The organism is Novosphingobium tardum, assembly GCF_042652045.1.
Lineage (GTDB): Bacteria > Pseudomonadota > Alphaproteobacteria > Sphingomonadales > Sphingomonadaceae > Novosphingobium > Novosphingobium tardum.
On sequence record NZ_JBHSDR010000006.1, the window covers coordinates 453,035 to 473,007 of the forward strand.

Here is a 19,973-nt window from a genome sequence, read left to right on the forward strand (position 1 = left end):
AGCACAATGCACGAGGCCCCCATGCGCTCCCCGACTGCCGAAGGCATTGCCACCGCCGCCAAGAAGATCGCCGCGCTGCTCCCCCCTACTCCGCTGCTTCCGCTGGAGGTCGACGGGCAAACCGTCTGGTGCAAGGCGGAATGCCTGCAGCCCATCGGCGCGTTCAAGATTCGTGGCGCCTGGCATCGGCTGACCGACCTCGACGCGGCGGAGCGCGAGCGCGGGGTCGTCGGGGTTTCGAGCGGCAACCACGCTCAGGGCGTCGCCTGGGCGGCACGCCGACTCGGTATCGCGGCAACCATCGTGATGCCGCGCGACGCGCCGCAGGTGAAGATCGAGGCCACGCGCGCCTTAGGTGCGGACGTGGTTCTGTACGATCGCTACCGGGAATCGCGCGAGGCGATCGCGGCGGATCTGTGCAAAGCCAGCGGAGCGACGCTGGTCCATGCCTTTGCCGATCCCTGGGTGATCGAAGGCCAGGGAACGGTAGGCGTGGAAATCGCCGCACAGATGGCCGAACGAGCGGGCGGCCCGCCGACCCGCATCGTGGCCTGTTGCGGCGGCGGCGGACTGAGCGCCGGCCTCGCCCTGGCCTGTGTCGACGCCGAAATCGTGCCGGTAGAGCCCGAGGGCTGGGACGATGTCTGCCGCAGCCTCGAGGCAGGGAACATCGTGCGCGTGCAGGACAATCCGCCTGCGACGGCTTGCGATGCGCTCCAGACGCTAGCCACCGAACCCATCAACTTCGCTGTCCTTTCCGCTCGTGGGCTGCGCGGGGTCAGGGTCAGCGAGGCGGAAGTGGCAGCGGCGCAGCGGCTGGCGTTCGCCAAACTTCATCTCGTCGTCGAACCGGGCGGCGCTGCGGCGCTTGCCGCGATCCTCGCCGGAAAAGTTCCCATCGATGGACGGACTGCCCTGACAATATCGGGCGGCAACGCCGACCCTGCCGCTTTCGCCAAGGTTCTTGACGCGGGATAAGTGGCATTTGACAACTCCTTCGTGGCCAATCACTCTCCCGCCCGGGTTCAGGGGGAGAAATCGCTATGCAGGCGCAGATTCTTGCACCGGCGGCAGTGCTGGCACTGTGGTCGCTCATCATGCTGGTCTGGGTGTTGTTCACTCGCTTTCCGGCGATGTCGAAGGCCGGCATCGACCTTGGCAAGGGCCCCCCGGGCGGACGCGGACAGGACCTTGAAGGCGTTCTTCCCGGCCAGGTGAACTGGAAGGCGCACAATTATTCGCATCTGATGGAACAGCCGACGATTTTCTATGCGTCGGTCGTGGTCCTTGCGATCATGGGGGCCGGCGCGGTCGACGTGCTTCTTGCGTGGATCTATGTCGGGCTGCGCATCGTGCATTCGATCTGGCAGGCCACCGTGAACCGCATCCCGGTCCGTTTCGCGCTGTTCTTCCTTTCGACCCTCGCGCTGATGGTTCTCGCCGTCCGCGCTGTAATGATTACTCTCCTCGCCAATCCCGGTCTGGCGCCGTCATGATCGGGATGGAAATCCTCAAGCCGGTCGTCGCCCTCGCGATCTGGACCATGGTCATGTGGGTCTGGCTCTACGCCGCGCGCATACCAGCGATGGGCGCAGCGAAGATCGACGTTCGCAACTTGCAGGGCGGTACCGGCAAGGACCTGGACGGCAGGCTGCCCGACAAGGTCCAGTGGATCTCGCACAACTACAACCACCTCCACGAAGCGCCGACCGTCTTCTACGCGGTGGCGCTCGTTCTGGCTGTGGTCGGACATGGCGACGGGCTCAACGCCACGCTCGGCTGGATCTACGTCGGCCTGAGGGTGATCCACAGCCTGATCCAGGCGACGGTCAACCGCGTGCTGTTCCGCTTCCTGGTCTATGCTGCGTCATCGATCGTGCTCGCGATGCTTGTTGCTCACGCCGCAATCGCGGTGTTCTGATCAGCACAGAAACAGGCTGGCGAGTTCGACGTGCGTGGACCAGCGGAACTGGCCGACCGGACGCACCTTGGCGAGGCGGTAGCCGCCGGCAACGAGCAGGGCCGCGTCGCGCGCCCAGCTTGATGGATTGCAGCTGACGTAAACGATCCGCTCGACGGCCGAATGGGCGAGCATCGCGACCTGTTCGCGCGCGCCCGCCCGGGGTGGGTCAAGGACCACCGCATCGAACCGCGCCAGTTCGTCCACTTGCATGGGGTTGCGATACAGGTCGCGATGCACGCACTCGACGTGGCGAGGGCTGCGGCCCGCGGCGCTCCGGCAGGCCAGGTGCGCATCCCGCGACGCTTCGACGGCGAGCACGCGGGCACGGTCCCCGAGAGCGAAGGCAAAGCCGCCGAGCCCCGAAAACAGGTCCGCAATCGCGCTTGCGCCCTTGAGCCAGTCCCGCGCGCACTGGTATAGTGCCGCCTCGCCGTCCGCGGTCGCCTGCAGAAATGCGCCATGCGGCAGCGCCACCGGCGTTCCGGCGAAGGTCACGGTTGCCGGTTCTGGCTCCCACATCGCCTCTGGGCCGTATCCCTGGTCAAGCGCGAGGCGGGCGAGTCGGTGGTCGCGGGCAAAATCGAGCAGCGCCTCGGTAGGTCCCAGCCCTTCGACCGCCAGTCCCTTGATCTCGACCACCACGCCCTGGTCGGCCAGCGTGAGCTGGATGTCGGCGGCAAGGCGCTTGCCCGGAAACTTTGCCAGCATCGCGCGCAAGGGGGCGACGAGCGCGAACAGTGGCTCGGCGATGACATGACATTCGCGCATGTCGACGATCTTGTGCGAACCGGCCGCGCGAAACCCGATCACGATCTGGCCATGCGCCCGTTCGGCATGGAGCGTTGCGCGGCGACGGCTTCGCGGCGGCGAAAGGTGGGCCGGCTCAACGTCCTTGGCGGTCAGTCCCTGCCCCTGCGCGGCATGAACCACCCGGTCGTTCACGAACCCGGCAAGGCTCGTCTCGTCGAGATGTTGAAGCTGGCAACCGCCGCAGCGCGTGAAGTGGCGACATGGCGCTGCGACATTGTGCGGCCCTGCGATCACCACGCCTGCTTCAGTCAGGGTGTCGCCCGGCGCGGCATAGGCGGCGTGGCGGCCGCTCTCTGTAAGACCGTCGCCCCGCGCGGCGACACGGACGATGATCTCATCGGTCATTGCGTCCTCTCCGACACGGCTTCAGCCACGCGCAGAGCAAGCGTTGCCGCCGTGAATGCAGGGCCCGAAAGCGCCGCGGCCCGGGCATGGAGCCACACGCCCTCCTCGGCGGCGCGCAAGGGATCGCGGTGGACCGCGAGTCGGCTGGCGATCGTGCCCGCCAGCACGTCGCCCGTTCCTGCAACCGACAGCCAACTTGACGCGCCCCCGCCGCACACGACGATGCCGCCGGGCGCGGCGATCATGGTGTCGGGCCCCTTGAGCACGACCACCATTCCGGTCCGTTTTGCGAGCGCCAACGCGCGTTCGCGCCTGGTTGAGCCTGGGTCGTCGACGGTTCCGAATGCGCGCTCCAACGCGATCATCTCGCCTTCGTGCGGCGTCAGGACACCGACCATCGACCGTCCGGAGAGCATTTCAGGTTTCAGCAGGTTCAGGCCGTCGGCATCGACGACCACCGGGACCTCCTCCCTGAGCCCTGCCGCGAGCATTTGCGACGCACCTGCGTCGCGACCGAGCCCCGGCCCGACAAGAAATGCCGCAATTCGCTTGTCGGACAGCGCGACCGCCTTGGCGTCCACCTCTTCCCAGACCAGTTCGGGCGGCAGCGCCGCGGGAGCATCTTGCGAAAGCAGCTTCACGTAACCCGCACCCGCCCTCATCCCGGCCATCGCGGAAAGGACCGCGGCGCCCGGCATTGCGCCGCCGATGATGCCCAACAGGCCGCGGCTATATTTGTGGGCGTCGGCTGCGGGGGGCTCTATCGTGGGCGCGCCGAGCAGACTCGCAGCGCCGTGTACTTCGCCGATCCCGATCGGCACACAGCGCTTCATCCCCATCCGTGCCATTGCCGGCATCGACCAGTGCGCAAACTTCCACGCGCCCAGCGCGATCGTGAGGGCGTATCGCGGCAAGGGATCGTTGAGCAAGGCGCCGCTGTCGGCATCCACGCCGCTCGGCAGGTCCACGGCAACCGAGCGGTGATGCGAAGCCGCAAGCTCCGCCAGAAGATTCGCCAAAGCGGCCTCGACCGGCCGGGTCAGTCCTGTTCCGAAGAGGCAATCGACCAACACGTCGCCGCTCCGTTTCGCTCCGGGCGCAAGAACGGGCCCGCCGAATGCTGCGCGGGCGTTGCGCGCGGCGTCGGTCGCGGGATCGGCTGCAGCAATAACCGCCACATCGGTGCCGCGCGAGCGCAAAAGCTCCGCAATCACATAGCCATCGCCGCCATTGTTGCCAGGTCCGCACAGCACCGTGACAGGCCGCGTTCCCGCAGCTCGCCAGATAAGTTCGCCCGCCCCACGGCCGGCGATCTGCATGAGGTCATCGACGCTGCTTCCGTTCGCGATCAGCGCACCCTCTGCCTCGCGCATCTCTGATGCGGTCAGGACCGGGTCAGCGCGCATGGGCCACGCCGCCGCTCTGGATCCGCGGTATCCGGTAACGATCGCCTCCTACCGCCACCTCGAGGAACCGTTCTGCCGCAGTTGCTTTCACCGGTTCCGCACCGTCCGCCGCGGCAACTTCGTCGCGGTTAATCGCGAAGCGCCGAAAGCCACCGTCCGGGCGGCGGATGACAACGCTTTCGCCGCCGTCGGTCGCGGTGCGTTGAATGGCACACGAGCGCACGAAAGCGTCCGATCCGCCAAGCGCGCAGGCAATGAGGTCGCCCTCCGGCTTCTCGGCACTTCTCGCACAGCCGGAAGCGAGCAGGAGCAATGCCGCGCTAGATGTCCGCATAGACATGGCGCTCGGCCTTCGCGCCGGGATGGGTGACCGCTCCCTGCCAGGCCGGCCCGACGTTCTGGGCGAAACGCCAGAGCGCCCCGGCACCGTAATCGTGCTCGCGCGGCTTCCATGCCCCCCGGCGTGACTCCAGTTCGGCGGGATCGACGAGAAGGTCGATGGTCCCGGCCTCTGCATCGATCGAGATCGTATCGCCGTCCTGGACCAGTGCGATCGGCCCGCCCTCGGCGGCTTCGGGTCCCACATGGCCGATGCAGAAACCGCGGGTCGCGCCGGAGAAGCGCCCGTCGGTGATCAGCGCGACCTTCTCGCCCAGCCCCAGCCCATAGAGCGCAGCTGTCGTCGACAGCATCTCGCGCATTCCGGGACCGCCCTTGGGTCCTTCGTAACGAATGACGACCACGCTGCCTTCGGCGATCGCGCGAGCTTCGACCGCCGCGAAAGCGTCTTCCTCGCAATCGAACACCTGGGCGGGGCCGGTGAACTGCAGGCGATGCATGCCGGCAACCTTCACGATCGCCCCGTCGGGCGCGAGCGAGCCGCGCAGGCCAACAACGCCGCCGGTGGACGACAAAGGCGCGGAGACCGGGTGGATCACCTTCTGGTCAGGATTCCAGGTGATCTCCTCGATGTTCTCACCCAGCGTCTTGCCGCTGACCGTCATAGGCTCGGGGTTGAGGAAACCGCCGTCCAACAAGGTCTTCATCACCATGTAAACGCCGCCGGCGTCGTACATGTCCTTTGCGACGTAGTTCCCGCCCGGCTTGAGATCGGCAACGTAAGGCGTTGATTTGAATATCTCCGCAACGTCGAACAGGTCGAAGTCGATGCCGCACTCGTTCGCCATGGCCGGAAGATGGAGCGCGCCGTTCGTCGAACCGCCGGTGGCAGCGACCACGCGCGCCGCGTTCTCGAACGCCGCCCGCGTGCAGATGTCGCGAGGACGAATGTTGCGCTCCAGCAGAGTCATGACTTGCCGTCCGGCAGCAACTGCAACTTCCTCGCGACTCTTGTAAGGAGCTGGCGCCATGTTGCTGTTCGGAAGCGACAATCCTATCGCCTCTCCGACACAGGCCATGGTATTCGCAGTGTACTGGCCGCCGCATGCGCCGTGGCCGGGACATGCCACCTTCTCAAGGGCATGAACCTGGCTAAGCGGACAGGCTCCCGCGGCAAATTTGCCGACGATCTCAAATACATCGACGACCGTGACGTCCCGGCCTTCGAATCGGCCGGGGAGGATCGAGCCGCCATAGACGAAGATCGACGGCACATTGAGCCGCAACATCGCCATCATCATGCCCGGCAGGCTCTTGTCGCAACCGGCAAAGCCGACCAGCGCATCGTAGCAGTGACCGCGGACAGACAGTTCGATCGAATCCGCGATGACTTCGCGGCTGACGAGCGAACTCTTCATCCCCTGATGGCCCATGGCGATGCCGTCGGTGACGGTGATGGTGTTGAAGCGCCGCGAGGTGCCGCCGGCCTGCTCAACTCCTTCGCGACATATGTCGGCCTGGAAATCGAGCGTCGTGTTGCAGGGGGCGCTGTCGTTCCCGGCGGAAGCAACCGCCACGAACGGGCGGTTGATCTGCTCCTCGGTCATCCCCATCGCATAATAGTAGCTGCGATGCGGCGCGCGTTCCGGGCCCACGGAAACGTGTCGGCTGGGCAAGCGGGACTTGTCGAAACGCTGGGTCATGACGGCCTTCCATCGTCTGCTGGAACGCCGATTGCCCTGCCCTGCACCCGGCATCAGCGCAAGCCCGGCAGCGCAAATCAGCGCATTCGCGCTGAAAGTTGCCACCAGTCGGGTTGAAGACGCGCGATATCGCGCGCAGCGGCGGCGATGGCCTCGGCCGACTCGTACAGCGCAAAGCAAGTCGCGCCCGATCCCGACATGCGCGCCAGCAGCGGATCGGTTGCCCGCAGCGCGTCGAGAACCTGGGATATCGCGGGGCACAGTGCGATCGCGGGCGCTTCCAGGCCATTGCGACCGGCCAGCGCGATCTCCCGCGCGGTTCCTGCCGGCATAGCGCCATCGTCGCTACCGCCCCAAGCGGCGAAGACCTGCGCCGTGCTCAGCGGCACGCGCGGATTGACGAGGAGGACAGGGGTGCCGCCCAGATCGTTGACCACCGGCGCAAGGCCGGTGCCGATGCCGCGCCCGACGCAAGCCTCGCTGGCGATACATGCGGGAACGTCCGCGCCCAATGCCGCGGCGCGCTCGAACGCATCTGCCGGCAGACCTAAGCGCTCGTCGACGAGGCGAAAGATTGCGGCCGCATCGGCCGAACCTCCGCCAATCCCAGCGGCCACCGGCAGTCGCTTGTCGAGGACGACGCTCCACCCTTCCGGCCGGGGCAGACGACCAAGCGCCTTGGCAACGATATTCCCGAACGGGTCGGTCAAGGCGCCGCCGAATTCGCCCACGGTGCGAAGCGTGTCGCGCGCGGCGATCTCGACCGTCAGGCGGTCGCCGTCATCGAGGAAGGCGTAGAGAGTCTCAAGCTCGTGATAGCCGTCCGCGCGCCGCGCGCGCACGTGCAGCGCCAGGTTGATCTTGGCAAAGGCGGTTGCTTGCATGGTCACGGGCGAATGGCGGGGCGGCCTTAATGACCGCCCCGACGATCACATGTTCGGATAGTTGGGGCCGCCGCCACCCTCCGGAGTCACCCAGGTAATATTCTGGGTCATGTCCTTGATATCGCAGGTTTTACAGTGGACGCAATTCTGCGCATTGATCTGCAGCCGCGGATTGCCTTCCTCGACCCCTACGAATTCATACACCCCCGCCGGGCAGTAGCGCTGCTCGGGCCCGCCATAGATCGGCAGGTTGATCGCCGTGGGGATTGCGGGATCCTTCAGCACCAGGTGGCAAGGCTGGTCTTCCTCGTGATTTGTGTTCGACAGGAACACCGAGGAAAGGCGGTCGAAACTGATGACGCCGTCCGGCTTGGGATAGACGATCGGCTGAAACAGGTCCTTGCGCATAGTCGCTTCGCTGTCCCAGTGGTGCTTCATCGAGATCGGCAGACCGATCTTCATCACGCGCATCCACATGTCCGCTCCGGCAAAAACCGTCCCGAGCGCGCCGCCGAACTTGGAGATCAGCGGCTCCGCATTCTGGACGAGCTTCAGTTCCTTGGCGATCCAGCTATCCCGCACCGCAGCGTCGTAATCGGCCAGTTCGTCATGCTCGCGGCCCGCGGAGAGTGCGGCGGCAACACGTTCGGCCGCCAGCATGCCCGACTTCATCGCGGTGTGGCTGCCCTTGATCCTGGGCACGTTCACGAACCCGGCGGAGCAACCGATCAGCGCGCCACCCGGGAATGCCAGCTTGGGGACCGACTGCCAGCCGCCCTCGTTGATCGCCCGCGCGCCGTAGGACACGCGGCGCCCGCCTTCGAGCACCGCGCGGATTTCCGGGTGCTGCTTCCAGCGCTGGAATTCCTCGAACGGATAGACGTAGGGATTCTTGTAATCGAGCGCCGTGACGAAGCCGATCGCGACCTGGTTGTTTGCCTGGTGGTAAAGAAAGCCGCCGCCCCAGCTTTCGCTCTCGGAAAGCGGCCAGCCTTGGGTATGCAGCACCCGGCCGGGAAAATGCTTGTCGGGATCGATGTCCCAAAGTTCCTTGATGCCCAGTCCGTAAACCTGCGGCTGGCAGTCCTTTTCCAGGTCGTACTTGCCCTTGAGCTGCTTGGTCAGGCTGCCGCGCGCGCCTTCGGCGAAGAAGGTGTACTTCGCATGGAGTTCCATGCCCGGCTGATAGTCGGCCTTGTGCGTGCCATCGCGCCCCACGCCCATGTCGCCCGTAGCGACGCCACGAACCGCGCCCTTCTCGTCGTAGAGAATCTCGGCCGCCGGGAAGCCGGGGAAAATCTCGACGCCCAGGTCCTCGGCCCGACCCGCCAGCCAGCGGCACAGCGATCCCAGCGAGCCGGTGTAGTTGCCCTCATTGCTCAGGAACGGGGGCATCATGGCGTGCGGCAACGCATACTTCTTCGATGCCGTGAGCACCCAGTGCCAGTTGTCGGTCACTTCGACCTCGGCCATCGGGCAGCCTTCGTGCCGCCAATCGGGCAGGAGCTCGTCCAGCGCGCGCGGATCGACAACCGCCCCGGACAGGATGTGGGCGCCGATTTCGGAGCCCTTTTCCAGGATGCAGACCGAAATCTCGGGGTTCACCTGCTTGACCCGGATCGCCGCCGCGAGGCCCGCCGGCCCTCCACCGACGATCACGACGTCATAAGGCATCGATTCGCGTTCGCTCACCTGACCGGCTCCCCGTAGTCTGGCCCCCGTCGAAGGGGCGTCCATAGTGCTCCGAGCCTTGATTGCTGCGCCCAAAGAGGTCAAGTGCGCAAAGGGTGAGGCAATGCAAGGCTGATGACTCTATCCCCCCGCGCGGACGTGGAAAGGGGCGCACGTGACCGACCTCGATGAGGGGCGCGGCGACGGGCACCTGTCGCTTGCCCAGGCGATCCAGGCGGCGCAGGAGTGGTGGAGCGAAGCGGGGGTCGATCTTGCCTATTCCGACACGCCCACACGTTGGCTGACGCCGCCCGCCGCTGCGGATGAGGATGCCGCCGCCAAGCCCCCCGCTCGCGAGAAGACGAAGGCGCCAGCCAAGCCCGCTCCCGAACGGCTGGGCGGGCCACAGGACCGCTGGCCGACCGACCTTGCGGCATTTGCCGACTGGTGGCTGACCGAGCCGACGCTCGCCCCTGTCTCCGGACGTCGCCGGGTTGCCCCCGCGGGTCCGGGGAACGCACCCTTGATGGTCCTCGTCATCGAACCGGAGGAGGACGACCGCGAGCGCCTTCTGGCCGGGCCCGCCGGGCGGCTGTTCGATGCCATCCTGTCGCGACTGGGGCTGACGCGGGCCGGCATATACCTCGCAAGCGCCCTGCCCTCGCCGATGCCGCTGCCCGATTGGCCGGTCCTGGCCGAACGGGGATTGGGCGAAGTGATCGCCCGGCATGTTACCCTCGCGGCTCCGCAGCGGCTGCTCATCTTCGGGCGCGACGGCATTTCGGCGCTGTTGGGCCACGATCCATCGGATTCTCTGCCCTCTTCACTCCGTTTTAACCATGACAGCCGAGAAATTCCGGTACTCTGGCTTCCTGCGCTCGACACCTTGCTCGCGCGGCCCGCGCGCAAGGGGGCGGTCTGGGCGCGGTTGCTGGATTGGGTCGATCCATCGACCTGGCAGGAAGTGGGCCGGAACGGGGATGAAACGGGGAACGATGCGCGTTAACGCAAGATTTTACGGAAAGTCCGCCGCGCTTGCGCTCGCCATCGGGGCTGCGGCGTGCGCGGTACCCGCGTCCGCAAACAGCGCATCGGTCGATTATTTCCGCAACCGCATTCAGAACACTGCTGTGCCGTCGCTGCTCAGCAACGACGACAAGAGCTATTACGGTGCCCTTTTCGCGGCGATCGGCAAGGAGGACTGGGCAACGGTCCAGGCGATGTTCGCGCAGCGCCCGGACGGCCCGCTTCATGCCGTCGCCCTTTCGGAATACTATCTCGCGGCCAACTCCCCGAAAGCCGAATTGACCGCTCTGACCGATCTGCTGGACAAGGCGCGCGACCTTCCCTGGGCCGACCAGATTGGCCGCCTTGCGACTAAGCGCGGGGCGACCGACGTCCCCGCTTTCAGCGATCCGCAGCGGCTCGTTGCGCTTCCTTCGGCACCCAAACGCCTTCGCCCGCGCAGCATCGCCGACGGCACGATGCCCGATTCAGTCGGCCTCGCCATCCAGGACAGGATCAAGAACGACGACCCGATGGGCGCGCGTCAGTTGCTCGACGGCATCGACGCATCGCTCTCCCCCGAGGCGCGGGCCGAATGGCGCCAGAAGGTCTCGTGGGCGTTCTACATCGAGAACGACGATCTGGCCGCACTCTCGCTGGCCCGTACCGTCCCCGAAGGCGCTGGTCCCTGGGTCCCGGAAGGCTGGTGGACGGTTGGTCTGGCCGCATGGCGTCTGGGTGACTGCGCTGAAGCTGCCGACGCGTTTCAGAAATCGGCCGTGGGCGCGCAGAACGACGAGCTTGCCGCAGCCGGATACTACTGGGCGAGCCGAGCCTGGCTTCGTTGCCGCGCGCCGGAAAAGGTCGCCGCGAACCTCAAGGCCGCGGCCCTTCGCGGCGAGACCCTCTATGGCCTCCTCGCCAGCGAGGCGCTTGATCTGCGTCCTCCCGTTTCGCGGCCCGCACCCGATTTTTCCTCGGACGACTGGAAGCGGCTGCGTGAAATCGGCAACGTTCGCCGGGCTGTCGAACTGTCGGAAATCGGGCAGGATGATCTGGCGGGCGAGATCCTTCGCTATCAGGCGAGGGTCGGCTCGGCCGACCAGTACGCGCCGCTTTCGCGGCTCGCCCGCGACCTTGGCCTGGCTTCGACCCAATTGTGGATGGCCTATAACGCCCCGCGCGGAGGCCGTCCTGACGATGCCTCCCGCTATCCCAGCCCGCGCTGGACCCCTGCTTCCGGGTGGAAGGTCGATCCCGCGCTGATCTATGCGCATGCGTTGCAGGAATCGAATTTCCGCACGACTGCCGTCAGCCCGGCGGCGGCCAAGGGCCTGATGCAGATAACCCCGATCACCGTCCGCCAGCACGCGGGATCGCTGGCGCTTACCGCCGCGGCGGTCGACCTGACGAACCCTGAGATCAACCTGGCGTTCGGCCAGCGGAACCTTGAGATGCTGCGCGATTCGGCGGGGACGCAAGGTCTGTTGCCCAAGGTCATGGCTGCCTACAACGCGGGCCTCGCCCCCGTTTCGCGCTGGAACAGCGAGATACGCGACAACGGAGACCCCCTGCTCTGGATGGAATCGATACCGTACTGGGAAACGCGCGGCTACGTCTCTGTCGTCATGCGCAATTACTGGATGTACGAAAAGCAGGCCGGCGGGCACTCCGACAGCCGCGCCGGCCTTGCCCAGGGCTTGTGGCCTAAGTTCCCTGGCCTTTCAGGCGCACAATCGGTGCGGATCGCCTCGCGTGGCGATTGATAGCGAGCGCGCCTTCAAGCCGATCAACATTGCACTGCTGACAGTCTCGGACACGCGAACCGCGGCCGACGACACATCGGGCGATATCCTCGAGCAACGCGTGCGGGGTGCGGGTCATAACCTTGCTGCGCGGGCAATCGTGCGCGACGACGCCGGTCGGATCGCGGACCGGTTGAACACCTGGATCGACGATCGCGGCGTCGACTGCGTCATCATCACCGGGGGGACCGGGCTGACCGGACGCGATGTGACCCCGGAAGCGCTGGAGCAGGTCAAGGAGCGCGAAATCCCGGGCTTCGGGGAACTGTTCCGCTGGGTGAGCTACAAGACCATCGGCACGTCCACCATCCAGTCGCGCGCTTGCGCCGTCGTATCGCGCGGGACTTACATATTCGCGCTTCCCGGGTCGAACGGGGCCGTGAAGGATGGCTGGGACATGATCCTTGCCGAGCAGCTCGACAGCCGCAACCGGCCCTGCAACTTTGTCGAATTGATGCCGAGGCTGCGCGAGACCTGAGCCAGCCCACGGTAGCGATTGCAATTTTGTTCTCTGTATGTTCCAATCCGGCGCTATGGACCGGAACGAATCACCCCGGGTGCCGGGACGCGGCGCGCAATCGGCCAGCGTTCCCGCGCGCTTCGGCCTGGCGGCGCGCGAGACTGACAGAGACTGGCTCGACGAACGCTCGGTAATCGACGGCGCGCTTCCGGCCGTGCGCACGACCGTGACCGAGGAACACCCCCGGACCATCCTCAGCTTCAACCAATCGCCCGACATCGCCTTCGACCGGTCGATCAATGCCTATCGCGGCTGCGAGCACGGTTGCATCTATTGCTTCGCCCGCCCCACCCATGCCTACCACGACCTCTCGCCCGGCTTGGATTTCGAGACGAAGCTCTTTGCGAAACCTGATGCGGCAACGCTTCTGCGAAGGACGCTGGCCGCACGAGGATACGTCCCCAAGCCTATCGCGATGGGGACGAATACCGACCCGTATCAACCGATCGAGGCGCGCTATCGCATCACCCGTTCCATCCTCGAAGTCTGCCTTGAAACGCGCCACCCGGTGACCATCACCACCAAGTCCGATCGGGTGCTCCGCGATCTCGACCTCCTCGTCGAACTGGCGCGTCGACGGCTCGTCGCGGTGGGGATCTCGGTGACCAGCCTGGACCCCAAGCTGTCGACCTTGCTTGAACCCCGCGCGACAACGCCCCTGCGGCGGCTGACCGCACTGGGCAAACTGGTCCAAGCCGGCGTGCCCGCCCACGCCTCGGTGGCGCCGGTCATTCCCTGCATTACCGACGAATTCATCGAGGGTATCCTGGCCCGCGCCGGCGCATTGGGGGTGCGGTCGGCCAGCTGGATCATGGTCCGCCTGCCCCATGAGGTCGCCCCGCTCTTCCGCGAGTGGCTGGCGACCCATTTCCCCGAGCGTGGGGACAAGGTCATGGCGATAATCCGCTCGGTCCGCGAAGGCCGGGACAACGATCCGGGCTTCTTCAGCCGGATGAAGCCGCAGGGGGTTTGGGCCGACCTGTTCCGCACCCGATTCCGTCTGGCCTGCAAGCGCGCCGGGATAGATCAGGTCAGGCTGGAACTCGATTGCAGCGCATTCAGGAAGCCGGCGCTGGACGGGCAGCTCAGCCTGATCTGACCGAGGTCAGTCCGGTTCGCCGAACCTCACCAGCCGGCTGTCCTGAACCGCTGCCTGGCGATGAACCACCGCCTGCCGATAATCGGCATCGGTGACCATCGCGAGAAAAGCGGCACTGTTCGGGTAGCGCATGACGAAGGTATCGTCCCACGGCCAGTCCGCCGGGCCGGTCACGACACCTTCGAACTTGCCCGACCAGACGATGTTTGCGCCAAGTCCTGCAAGGATCGGCGCAATCGCCCGATGGTATTCCGCGTAGGCCTCGCGGCCTGTCCAGCCCTTATCCGCGTCGGGATGCCCCTCGGGATATTCGGCACGGTCCTTATACCGCACCAGGTTGAGCATCATGATCGGCGTGTCGCGCGGGAGCGCCTTGAACGCCGCGAAGTTCTCACGGCTTGGATCGACATAGTCCATCAGTCAGCCTTCCAGGACGAAATCGCGGAACTGCTCGCGCAAGTCCTTCTTGCTGATCTTGCCAGTCCCCGTGTGCGGAATTTCGTCCACGAATTCGACGGCATCGGGCAGCCACCATTTCGCGACGTGGCCGGCAAGGTGACTGCGGATGTCTTCTGCACAGCACTCGGCCCCGGGCTTGCGGACGACCACCAGGATCGGCCGCTCGTCCCATTTGGGATGGTAGATGCCGATTGCGGCCGCCTCGGCGACTGCCGGATGCGCCACCGCTGCGTTCTCTAGCTCGACCGAACTGATCCATTCGCCGCCCGATTTGATCACGTCCTTGGTCCGGTCGGTCAACTGCAGGGTGCCGTCCGGGTGGATGATCGCGACGTCCCCGGTGTCGAACCAGTTGTCAGCGTCGACCGCATCTTCCTCGGCCTTGAAGTAGCGCTTGATCACCCAGGGGCCGCGAATCTGCAGCGCGCCGGAACTGACCCCGTCGCGGTCCAGAACCTTGGTTCGGTCGTCGAGGTCGACGGTCCGTAGCTCGACCCCGAAAACAGGCCGCCCCTGCTTGGCGACGACGTCCACTTTCTGGTCGAAGTCGAGGTGATCCCAGTCGGCGCTCGGCGCACCGACGGTTCCGATTGGCGAAGTTTCTGTCATCCCCCAGGCATGGGCGACGCGGATGCCTGCCTTCATCAGCCGTTCGATCATGAAGCGGGGAGCCGCGGAGCCGCCGATGATCGCCTGGCGCAGCGATCCCAACCCTTCGCCCGTCGCGTCGAGGTGCTGGAACATGCCCAACCAGACCGTCGGCACGCCCGCGGAATGGGTCACGCCCTCGCGACGGATGAGATCGCACAGCACTGCCGGGTCGTTGACCGCCGAATAGACGAACTTCACGCCCGTCATCGCGCCTGCCCACGGGAGACCCCAACTTGCCGCATGAAACATCGGGACGACTGGCAGCATGACCGAGCGGCTGTCGAAATCGAAGCTGTTGGGTTGAATACCCGCCATCGCGTGCAGCAGGGTCGAGCGATGCTCATACAGCACGCCCTTCGGATTGCCGGTGGTTCCGCTGGTGTAGCACAACATGCACGGATCGCGCTCGTCACCGTCGGACCACGTTGTGTTCCCATCCTGGGCGGCGATCCACGTCTCGAACGCAAGGTCGTAATCCGCGCCGCCAGACGCGGGCGGGTCGAAGCAGATGTAGTGCTCGATCGTCGTCCACTGGGGTTTCATCCGCGCGACGATGGGCGCGAATGCGGCGTCGTAGATCAGGACGCGGTCTTCGGCGTGATTGGCGATGTACTGGAGCTGCTCGTCGAACAGACGCGGATTGATCGTGTGGAGCACCCCGCCCACGCCAATCGCGCCATACCATGACACAAGGTGCCGGCTGTGATTCATTGCCAGCGTGGCAATCCGGTCGTCCTGCCCGATGCCGAGCGCGCGCAACGCCTGCGTCATCTTCAGCGCATCGCGCCGAATGCCCGCCCAGTCGGTCCGCGTTTCGCTGCCATCGGCCCAATGGGTGACGATCTCGCGGTCGGGAGTTTCCCTGGCGGCATGGTCGATCAGCCGCGTCACGCGCATCGACCAGTCCTGCATTGCGCCCAGCGCCATAATCACCCTTCCCGGTTTACCTATTCGACCAGCCGGAGGTGTCGTTCCCCGCGTGCTGTCAGCGCCACATTGGCAAGCCCTTCGATCGGGATCAACTTTTCCACGATCTCGCTGTCGAGGAGGAAGTCCTTGCCGAGAGTGACCAGCGGTTCGCGCGGGCCGCCTGTCCGCAACCGGGCGCGCACCTCGCCCCGGCCGTCGTTGCCGCGCTGGAGCAGTTGCGCAAGTTCGCCCAGCGCGTCGGGCCGGGTCACCTCGAATTGGAGCAGCATGCGCGCGGCGCTGGTCACTTCGCTGAGCGGCCGGGCCGAACGGACGGTGATCCGCGGCGGCTCCTCTGGGCTTGGGCTGTCGAGTTCGACCTGCAGCAGCAGGCACGCGTTCTCCGCTGCCCAGCGGGTCAGCGGCTCGACCATCGATTCCTCGAAGCAACTGGCCGAAAAAGTGCCGCTGCTGTCGGAAAAATCGGCGCTCACGAATTCGCGCCCCTTGCGTGTCCGCCTTCGCTGCACGTTCTCGATCAGCGCCGCCATGACCGCCGGCTGGCGTTCGCGCGCGCCGCTGAACGGAACGACCGCTCCGCCCTCGCCTTCAGACGGAGTTGCCGTCGCCACCAGGCTGGAAAACGAGCGCGCGCCGTTCGCCGATGCAATAGCCCGATATTGCTCGACCGGGTGAGCCGCGAAGTAGAACCCGAAGTACTCGCGCTCCTTGTTCATCTGCTCGGCGCGGCTCCACGGTTGGACCTTATTAAGCCGAAGCGGGGCGGATGCGTGATCGTCCCCTCCGAACAGCCCGGCCTGGCCGCTGCTGCGCGTGCGGGCCGCCTCGTCGGCCACGGCCAGGAGGAGGTCGGCGTTGCCGAACACGCGCGCGCGATCGGGCTCGAGTGAATCCAGTGCGCCGGCGGCCGCCAGCGCCTCGAGCTGGCGACGGTTCATCGAACCTTGCGGCGCGCGGCGGAAGACATCCTCCAGCCCGGTGAACCAGCCGTGCGCCTCGCGCTCGGCAACCATCGCCTCCATCGCCTTTTCGCCGACGTTGCGGATGCCGGCCAGCGCATAGCGGACTGCATATCCCTCGTCCGTCCGCTCGACCGAGAACTCGGCCTCCGAACGATTGATGTCAGGACCCGCCAGCGCGATCCCGGCGCGCCGCATGTCGTCGACGAAGATGCACAGCTTTTCCGACTGGTGCATGTCGAAGCACATCGAGGCGGCGTAGAATTCGTGCGGGTAATGAGCCTTCAGCCAAGCGGTCTGGTACGAGAGCAGGGCATAGGCGGCGGCATGGCTCTTATTGAAGCCGTAGCCGGCGAACTTGTCGATCAAGTCGAACAGCTCGTTCGCCTTGGCCTTCTCGATGTCCGAAACCTCGCGGCACCCGTCTACGAAGCGCTGCCGCTGTGCGTCCATCTCGGCCTGGACCTTCTTGCCCATCGCGCGGCGCAGGAGGTCCGCTTCACCCAGCGAGTAGCCCGCGAGTATCTGCGCGGCCTGCATCACCTGTTCCTGATAGACGAAGATCCCGTAGGTTTCCGACAGGATGCCGGCGAGTTTCTCGTGCGGATACTCGATCCGCTCAACGCCGTTCTTGCGCCGGCCGAACAACGGAATGTTGTCCATCGGACCGGGGCGATAGAGCGAGACGAGGGCGATGATGTCGCCGAACGCGGTCGGCTTCACTGCCGCGAGCGTGCGCCGCATCCCTTCGGATTCCAGCTGGAACACGCCGACCGTGTCGCCCGCCTGCAGCAGTCGGTAAACTGCGGGATCGTCCCAGGCGAGCGTGTCCAGATCGATTTCGATGTCGCGGCGGGCGAGGAGTTCGACGGCCTTGCGCAGGACCGACAGCGTCTTGAGGCCGAGGAAGTCGAATTTGACCAGCCCCGCGTCCTCGACGAATTTCATGTCGAACTGGGTTACCGGCATGTCCGAGCGCGGATCGCGGTAAAGGGGGACGAGCTGCGCCAGCGGACGGTCCCCGATCACCACGCCCGCAGCGTGCGTGCTCGAATTGCGCGGCAAGCCTTCGAGTTGCATCGCAAGATCGATCAGGCGCTTGACCTCATCGTCGCGCTCGTACTCCCTGCGGAACTCGGCCACGCCGTTGAGCGCGCGGGGAAGCGTCCACGGATCGGTCGGGTGGTTGGGCACCATCTTGCACAACCTATCTACGTGTCCGTAGCTCATCTGAAGGATGCGCCCCGTATCGCGCAGCACGGCACGGGCCTTGAGCTTACCGAAAGTGATGATCTGGGCGACGTGATCGAGCCCGTATTTGGCCTGGACGTAGCGGATGACTTCTCCGCGCCGCGTTTCGCAGAAGTCGATGTCGAAGTCCGGCATCGACACGCGCTCGGGGTTGAGGAAGCGTTCGAACAGGAGGCCGAGCTTGATCGGGTCGAGGTCGGTGATGGTGAGCGCCCACGCGACAAGGCTTCCCGCGCCCGAGCCGCGCCCAGGGCCGACGGGGATGCCCTGCTCCTTGGCCCACTTGATGAAATCGGCAACGATCAGGAAGTAGCCGGCGAACCCCATCCGGTTGATCACGTCGATCTCGAACGCGAGGCGCTCGTCGTAAATCGCGCGTTCTTCGTCAGTCAGTGTGTAGCTGGCCAGCCGGGCGTCCAGCCCGGCGCGGCTGTCCGCAGCCATGGTCCGTGCCTCGCCTTCCTTGTCCCCGGCGAGGCTTGGCAAGATCGGGGCGCGGCGCGGCGGTGCAAACGCGGTGCGCTGGGCAACAACGAGCGTGTTCGAGAGCGCTTCGGGGAGATCGGCGAACAGCTCTGCCATCATCGGCTGCGACTTCACCCAGCTCTGGTTGGATGAGCGCTGGCGATCGGGGTTGTCGACGTGGGTCGAGGCGGCGATGCACAGCATCGCATCGTGAGCCGCGTGAAAGCCGGGCTGGTCGTAACAGGCGGGATTGGTCGCAACGAGCGGAATGCCGCGGTCATAAGCCATCGTGATGGCGGGTTCTTCGGCTGCTTCCTCAATCGGGTCGCCGCGCCGCGCCAGTTCAATGTACAGGCGGTCGCCGAACAGTTCCTGCAGGCGGTCGCAATAGGCCTGGGCCGCGTCGGCCTGACCTTCTCCGAGCAACCTGGAGATCGCCCCCTCGCCCGCGCCGGTCAGCGCGATCAGGCCCTCGCTGCGCCCGACGAGGTCGGCGAGCGAAACGTGCGGGGGCAACTCGCCCGGTCGGTCGAGGTGGGCGCGGCTGACCAGGTCGCAGAGGTTCGAATAGCCGGCTGCGTCCTGAGCATAGAGCGCCAGCCAGTCGATGGTTGGCCCCGTGGGTCCGAACCCGGGCGCGGCAGCGCCACCGCGTTCCGGGCGCGCAACCGCAAGAAGGCATCCGATGATCGGCTGGACGCCCTTGTCCCGCGCGGCGGAAGCAAACGGCACGACGCCGTAAAGACCGTTCCGATCGCAGATCGCGGCCGCAGGAAAGCCCCGCTCAGCCGCCAGTCGGGCGATTGCCTTGGGGTCGATCGCCCCTTCCAGCATGGTGTAGGACGACAGGATACGCAGCGGAACGAATGGGGCATAGGCCATCGGTACCCGATAGCGCGCGCGAGGCCGGATGGGGAGTGGCCTCGTCGAACCATCCCCGGCGTTTTGGACTCTTCCGGCTACAGCAGCTTGGCGATATCGCCTTCGATATCCGCGGGCTTGTCGGTCGGGGCATAGCGTCGGACCACCTTGCCCTCTCGGTCGATGAGGAACTTCGTGAAGTTCCACTTGATCGAACGGGTTCCCATCAGGCCCGGCGCTTCCTGCTTCAGCCACTCATAGAGCGGCGGCGCGCCGTTCCCGTTCACCTCGATCTTGGCCATGATGGGAAAACTGACACCATAATTCAGCGAACAGAAGCTCGCGATCTCCTCGGCCCCCCCGGGCTCCTGCGCGCCGAACTGGTTGCAGGGGAAGGCGATGATCTCGAAGCCCTGGTCGCGATACTTGCGCCACATGGCCTCAAGCCCTTCGTATTGCGGAGTGAACCCGCACTTGGATGCCGTGTTGACGATCAGCAGGACCTTTCCCTGCTTTTCCGCCAGATTGAGGTCGCTGCCGTCCGGCATCCACGCGGTGAAATCGGCGATGGTGTGGGGTTCGCTCATGGAAGATCCTCGCGCGCGGCGAGATCGAGGATCTGGCCAAGGTTGATCGTATTGCCGCCGGCGACGTCGATGACCATGCGCGCCCGCTCGGCCGTGGGCATTGCCCCGACCGCGCGGACTAGCTCGGCCAATGTCCCGTCGCGAACGGTGCGGAAGTGATAATGCAGGTCAGAGCCGCCGTCGTCGCGCTCCTGCAACGTCGCAGGTGCGTCCCAGTTGACCTGTTGCATCGCAAAGCCCCCTCACGCTTTTCGAGGCGA

At 65.7% G+C, this 19,973-nt stretch carries 18 protein-coding genes; 7 read left to right on the forward strand and 11 right to left on the reverse strand.

Annotated features, from left to right (window positions below; translation table 11 throughout):
* The first annotated feature begins 21 nt into the window (after positions 1 to 21).
* From ACFO0A_RS10115 to ACFO0A_RS10125, 3 genes are all read left to right on the forward strand, one after another.
* Entirely contained in the window at positions 22 to 978 is a 957-nt protein-coding gene (locus ACFO0A_RS10115; protein WP_379538882.1) for a threonine ammonia-lyase, read from the forward strand.
* A gap of 65 nt (positions 979 to 1,043) precedes the next feature.
* Positions 1,044 to 1,496: an MAPEG family protein gene (locus tag ACFO0A_RS10120; RefSeq protein ID WP_379538883.1), complete on the forward strand. Its 453-nt coding sequence runs from the start codon at positions 1,044 to 1,046 to the stop codon at positions 1,494 to 1,496.
* Complete coding sequence (locus tag ACFO0A_RS10125; RefSeq protein WP_379538884.1) at positions 1,493 to 1,921, forward strand: MAPEG family protein; 429 nt, start codon at positions 1,493 to 1,495, stop codon at positions 1,919 to 1,921. The genes ACFO0A_RS10120 and ACFO0A_RS10125 overlap by 4 nt, the downstream gene beginning before the upstream one ends.
* Here the strand turns inward: ACFO0A_RS10125 and ACFO0A_RS10130 are convergent, their stop codons facing one another.
* The 6 genes from ACFO0A_RS10130 to ACFO0A_RS10155 all read right to left on the reverse strand — a co-directional run bounded on the left by ACFO0A_RS10130 (position 1,922) and on the right by ACFO0A_RS10155 (position 9,142).
* On the reverse strand, positions 1,922 to 3,118 hold the full coding sequence (locus tag ACFO0A_RS10130) for a class I SAM-dependent RNA methyltransferase (RefSeq protein ID WP_379538885.1): 1,197 nt from the start codon (positions 3,116 to 3,118) through the stop codon (positions 1,922 to 1,924). It abuts the gene before it with no gap.
* The gene (locus ACFO0A_RS10135) at positions 3,115 to 4,524 is read right to left on the reverse strand and encodes an NAD(P)H-hydrate dehydratase (protein WP_379538886.1); all 1,410 of its coding nucleotides are present in this window, start codon (positions 4,522 to 4,524) and stop codon (positions 3,115 to 3,117) included. Before ACFO0A_RS10135 ends, ACFO0A_RS10130 begins: the two co-directional genes overlap by 4 nt.
* Complete coding sequence (locus tag ACFO0A_RS10140) at positions 4,514 to 4,864, reverse strand: hypothetical protein (RefSeq protein ID WP_379538887.1); 351 nt, start codon at positions 4,862 to 4,864, stop codon at positions 4,514 to 4,516. Before ACFO0A_RS10140 ends, ACFO0A_RS10135 begins: the two co-directional genes overlap by 11 nt.
* Entirely contained in the window at positions 4,845 to 6,566 is a 1,722-nt protein-coding gene (ilvD, locus tag ACFO0A_RS10145) for a dihydroxy-acid dehydratase (RefSeq protein ID WP_379538888.1), read from the reverse strand. Before ilvD ends, ACFO0A_RS10140 begins: the two co-directional genes overlap by 20 nt.
* Positions 6,567 to 6,643: 77 nt before the next feature.
* A complete protein-coding gene (locus ACFO0A_RS10150; RefSeq protein ID WP_379539644.1) occupies positions 6,644 to 7,450 on the reverse strand; it encodes a 4-(cytidine 5'-diphospho)-2-C-methyl-D-erythritol kinase in 807 nt (268 codons plus the stop codon).
* A gap of 45 nt (positions 7,451 to 7,495) precedes the next feature.
* Positions 7,496 to 9,142, reverse strand: a complete 1,647-nt coding sequence (locus ACFO0A_RS10155; protein ID WP_379538889.1) for an electron transfer flavoprotein-ubiquinone oxidoreductase — start codon at positions 9,140 to 9,142, stop codon at positions 7,496 to 7,498.
* 154 nt (positions 9,143 to 9,296) lie between these two features.
* Here ACFO0A_RS10155 and ACFO0A_RS10160 point away from each other — a divergent pair, with 154 nt between their 5' ends.
* Genes ACFO0A_RS10160 through ACFO0A_RS10175 form a run of 4 tightly spaced genes read left to right on the forward strand, consistent with a single transcriptional unit; the run spans position 9,297 to position 13,550 of the window.
* Positions 9,297 to 10,127, forward strand: a complete 831-nt coding sequence (locus tag ACFO0A_RS10160; protein WP_379538890.1) for a uracil-DNA glycosylase family protein — start codon at positions 9,297 to 9,299, stop codon at positions 10,125 to 10,127.
* Positions 10,102 to 11,892: a lytic transglycosylase domain-containing protein gene (locus tag ACFO0A_RS10165; protein ID WP_379538891.1), complete on the forward strand. Its 1,791-nt coding sequence runs from the start codon at positions 10,102 to 10,104 to the stop codon at positions 11,890 to 11,892. The genes ACFO0A_RS10160 and ACFO0A_RS10165 overlap by 26 nt, the downstream gene beginning before the upstream one ends.
* Positions 11,882 to 12,409, forward strand: a complete 528-nt coding sequence (moaB, locus tag ACFO0A_RS10170; protein WP_379538892.1) for a molybdenum cofactor biosynthesis protein B — start codon at positions 11,882 to 11,884, stop codon at positions 12,407 to 12,409. The genes ACFO0A_RS10165 and moaB overlap by 11 nt, the downstream gene beginning before the upstream one ends.
* A gap of 55 nt (positions 12,410 to 12,464) precedes the next feature.
* Positions 12,465 to 13,550 (forward strand): PA0069 family radical SAM protein, encoded by a 1,086-nt coding sequence (locus ACFO0A_RS10175; RefSeq protein ID WP_379538893.1) that lies wholly within the window; start codon positions 12,465 to 12,467, stop codon positions 13,548 to 13,550.
* 6 nt (positions 13,551 to 13,556) lie between these two features.
* On the opposite strand, the gene ACFO0A_RS10180 is transcribed toward ACFO0A_RS10175, so the two are convergent.
* The 5 genes from ACFO0A_RS10180 to ACFO0A_RS10200 form a co-directional block, all read right to left on the reverse strand.
* Positions 13,557 to 13,967: a DUF1330 domain-containing protein gene (locus ACFO0A_RS10180; protein WP_379538894.1), complete on the reverse strand. Its 411-nt coding sequence runs from the start codon at positions 13,965 to 13,967 to the stop codon at positions 13,557 to 13,559.
* Between the two features lie 3 nt (positions 13,968 to 13,970).
* Positions 13,971 to 15,587: a long-chain fatty acid--CoA ligase gene (locus tag ACFO0A_RS10185; RefSeq protein ID WP_379538895.1), complete on the reverse strand. Its 1,617-nt coding sequence runs from the start codon at positions 15,585 to 15,587 to the stop codon at positions 13,971 to 13,973.
* Between the two features lie 20 nt (positions 15,588 to 15,607).
* On the reverse strand, positions 15,608 to 19,147 hold the full coding sequence (gene dnaE, locus ACFO0A_RS10190) for a DNA polymerase III subunit alpha (protein ID WP_379538896.1): 3,540 nt from the start codon (positions 19,145 to 19,147) through the stop codon (positions 15,608 to 15,610).
* A gap of 77 nt (positions 19,148 to 19,224) precedes the next feature.
* Positions 19,225 to 19,713 carry a glutathione peroxidase gene (locus tag ACFO0A_RS10195; RefSeq protein ID WP_379538897.1) on the reverse strand — a complete coding sequence of 163 codons (489 nt, stop codon included), beginning with the start codon at positions 19,711 to 19,713 and terminating at the stop codon, positions 19,225 to 19,227.
* Positions 19,710 to 19,943, reverse strand: a complete 234-nt coding sequence (locus ACFO0A_RS10200; protein ID WP_379538898.1) for a hypothetical protein — start codon at positions 19,941 to 19,943, stop codon at positions 19,710 to 19,712. Before ACFO0A_RS10200 ends, ACFO0A_RS10195 begins: the two co-directional genes overlap by 4 nt.
* Positions 19,944 to 19,973 lie beyond the last annotated feature (30 nt).

What these genes read in the sequence shown, in the direction of transcription:
- ACFO0A_RS10115 (WP_379538882.1), top strand. Translation starts at nt 22, where the DNA reads ATGCGCTCCCCGACTGCCGAAGGCATTGCCACCGCCGCCAAGAAGATC.
- ACFO0A_RS10120 (WP_379538883.1), top strand. Translation starts at nt 1,044, where the DNA reads ATGCAGGCGCAGATTCTTGCACCGGCGGCAGTGCTGGCACTGTGGTCG.
- ACFO0A_RS10125 (WP_379538884.1), top strand. Translation starts at nt 1,493, where the DNA reads ATGATCGGGATGGAAATCCTCAAGCCGGTCGTCGCCCTCGCGATCTGG.
- ACFO0A_RS10130 (WP_379538885.1), bottom strand. Translation starts at nt 3,118, where the DNA reads ATGACCGATGAGATCATCGTCCGTGTCGCCGCGCGGGGCGACGGTCTT.
- ACFO0A_RS10135 (WP_379538886.1), bottom strand. Translation starts at nt 4,524, where the DNA reads ATGCGCGCTGACCCGGTCCTGACCGCATCAGAGATGCGCGAGGCAGAG.
- ACFO0A_RS10140 (WP_379538887.1), bottom strand. Translation starts at nt 4,864, where the DNA reads ATGTCTATGCGGACATCTAGCGCGGCATTGCTCCTGCTCGCTTCCGGC.
- ilvD (WP_379538888.1), bottom strand. Translation starts at nt 6,566, where the DNA reads ATGACCCAGCGTTTCGACAAGTCCCGCTTGCCCAGCCGACACGTTTCC.
- ACFO0A_RS10150 (WP_379539644.1), bottom strand. Translation starts at nt 7,450, where the DNA reads ATGCAAGCAACCGCCTTTGCCAAGATCAACCTGGCGCTGCACGTGCGC.
- ACFO0A_RS10165 (WP_379538891.1), top strand. Translation starts at nt 10,102, where the DNA reads ATGAAACGGGGAACGATGCGCGTTAACGCAAGATTTTACGGAAAGTCC.
- ACFO0A_RS10175 (WP_379538893.1), top strand. Translation starts at nt 12,465, where the DNA reads ATGGACCGGAACGAATCACCCCGGGTGCCGGGACGCGGCGCGCAATCG.
- ACFO0A_RS10180 (WP_379538894.1), bottom strand. Translation starts at nt 13,967, where the DNA reads ATGGACTATGTCGATCCAAGCCGTGAGAACTTCGCGGCGTTCAAGGCG.
- ACFO0A_RS10185 (WP_379538895.1), bottom strand. Translation starts at nt 15,587, where the DNA reads ATGGCGCTGGGCGCAATGCAGGACTGGTCGATGCGCGTGACGCGGCTG.
- dnaE (WP_379538896.1), bottom strand. Translation starts at nt 19,147, where the DNA reads ATGGCCTATGCCCCATTCGTTCCGCTGCGTATCCTGTCGTCCTACACC.
- ACFO0A_RS10195 (WP_379538897.1), bottom strand. Translation starts at nt 19,713, where the DNA reads ATGAGCGAACCCCACACCATCGCCGATTTCACCGCGTGGATGCCGGAC.
- ACFO0A_RS10200 (WP_379538898.1), bottom strand. Translation starts at nt 19,943, where the DNA reads ATGCAACAGGTCAACTGGGACGCACCTGCGACGTTGCAGGAGCGCGAC.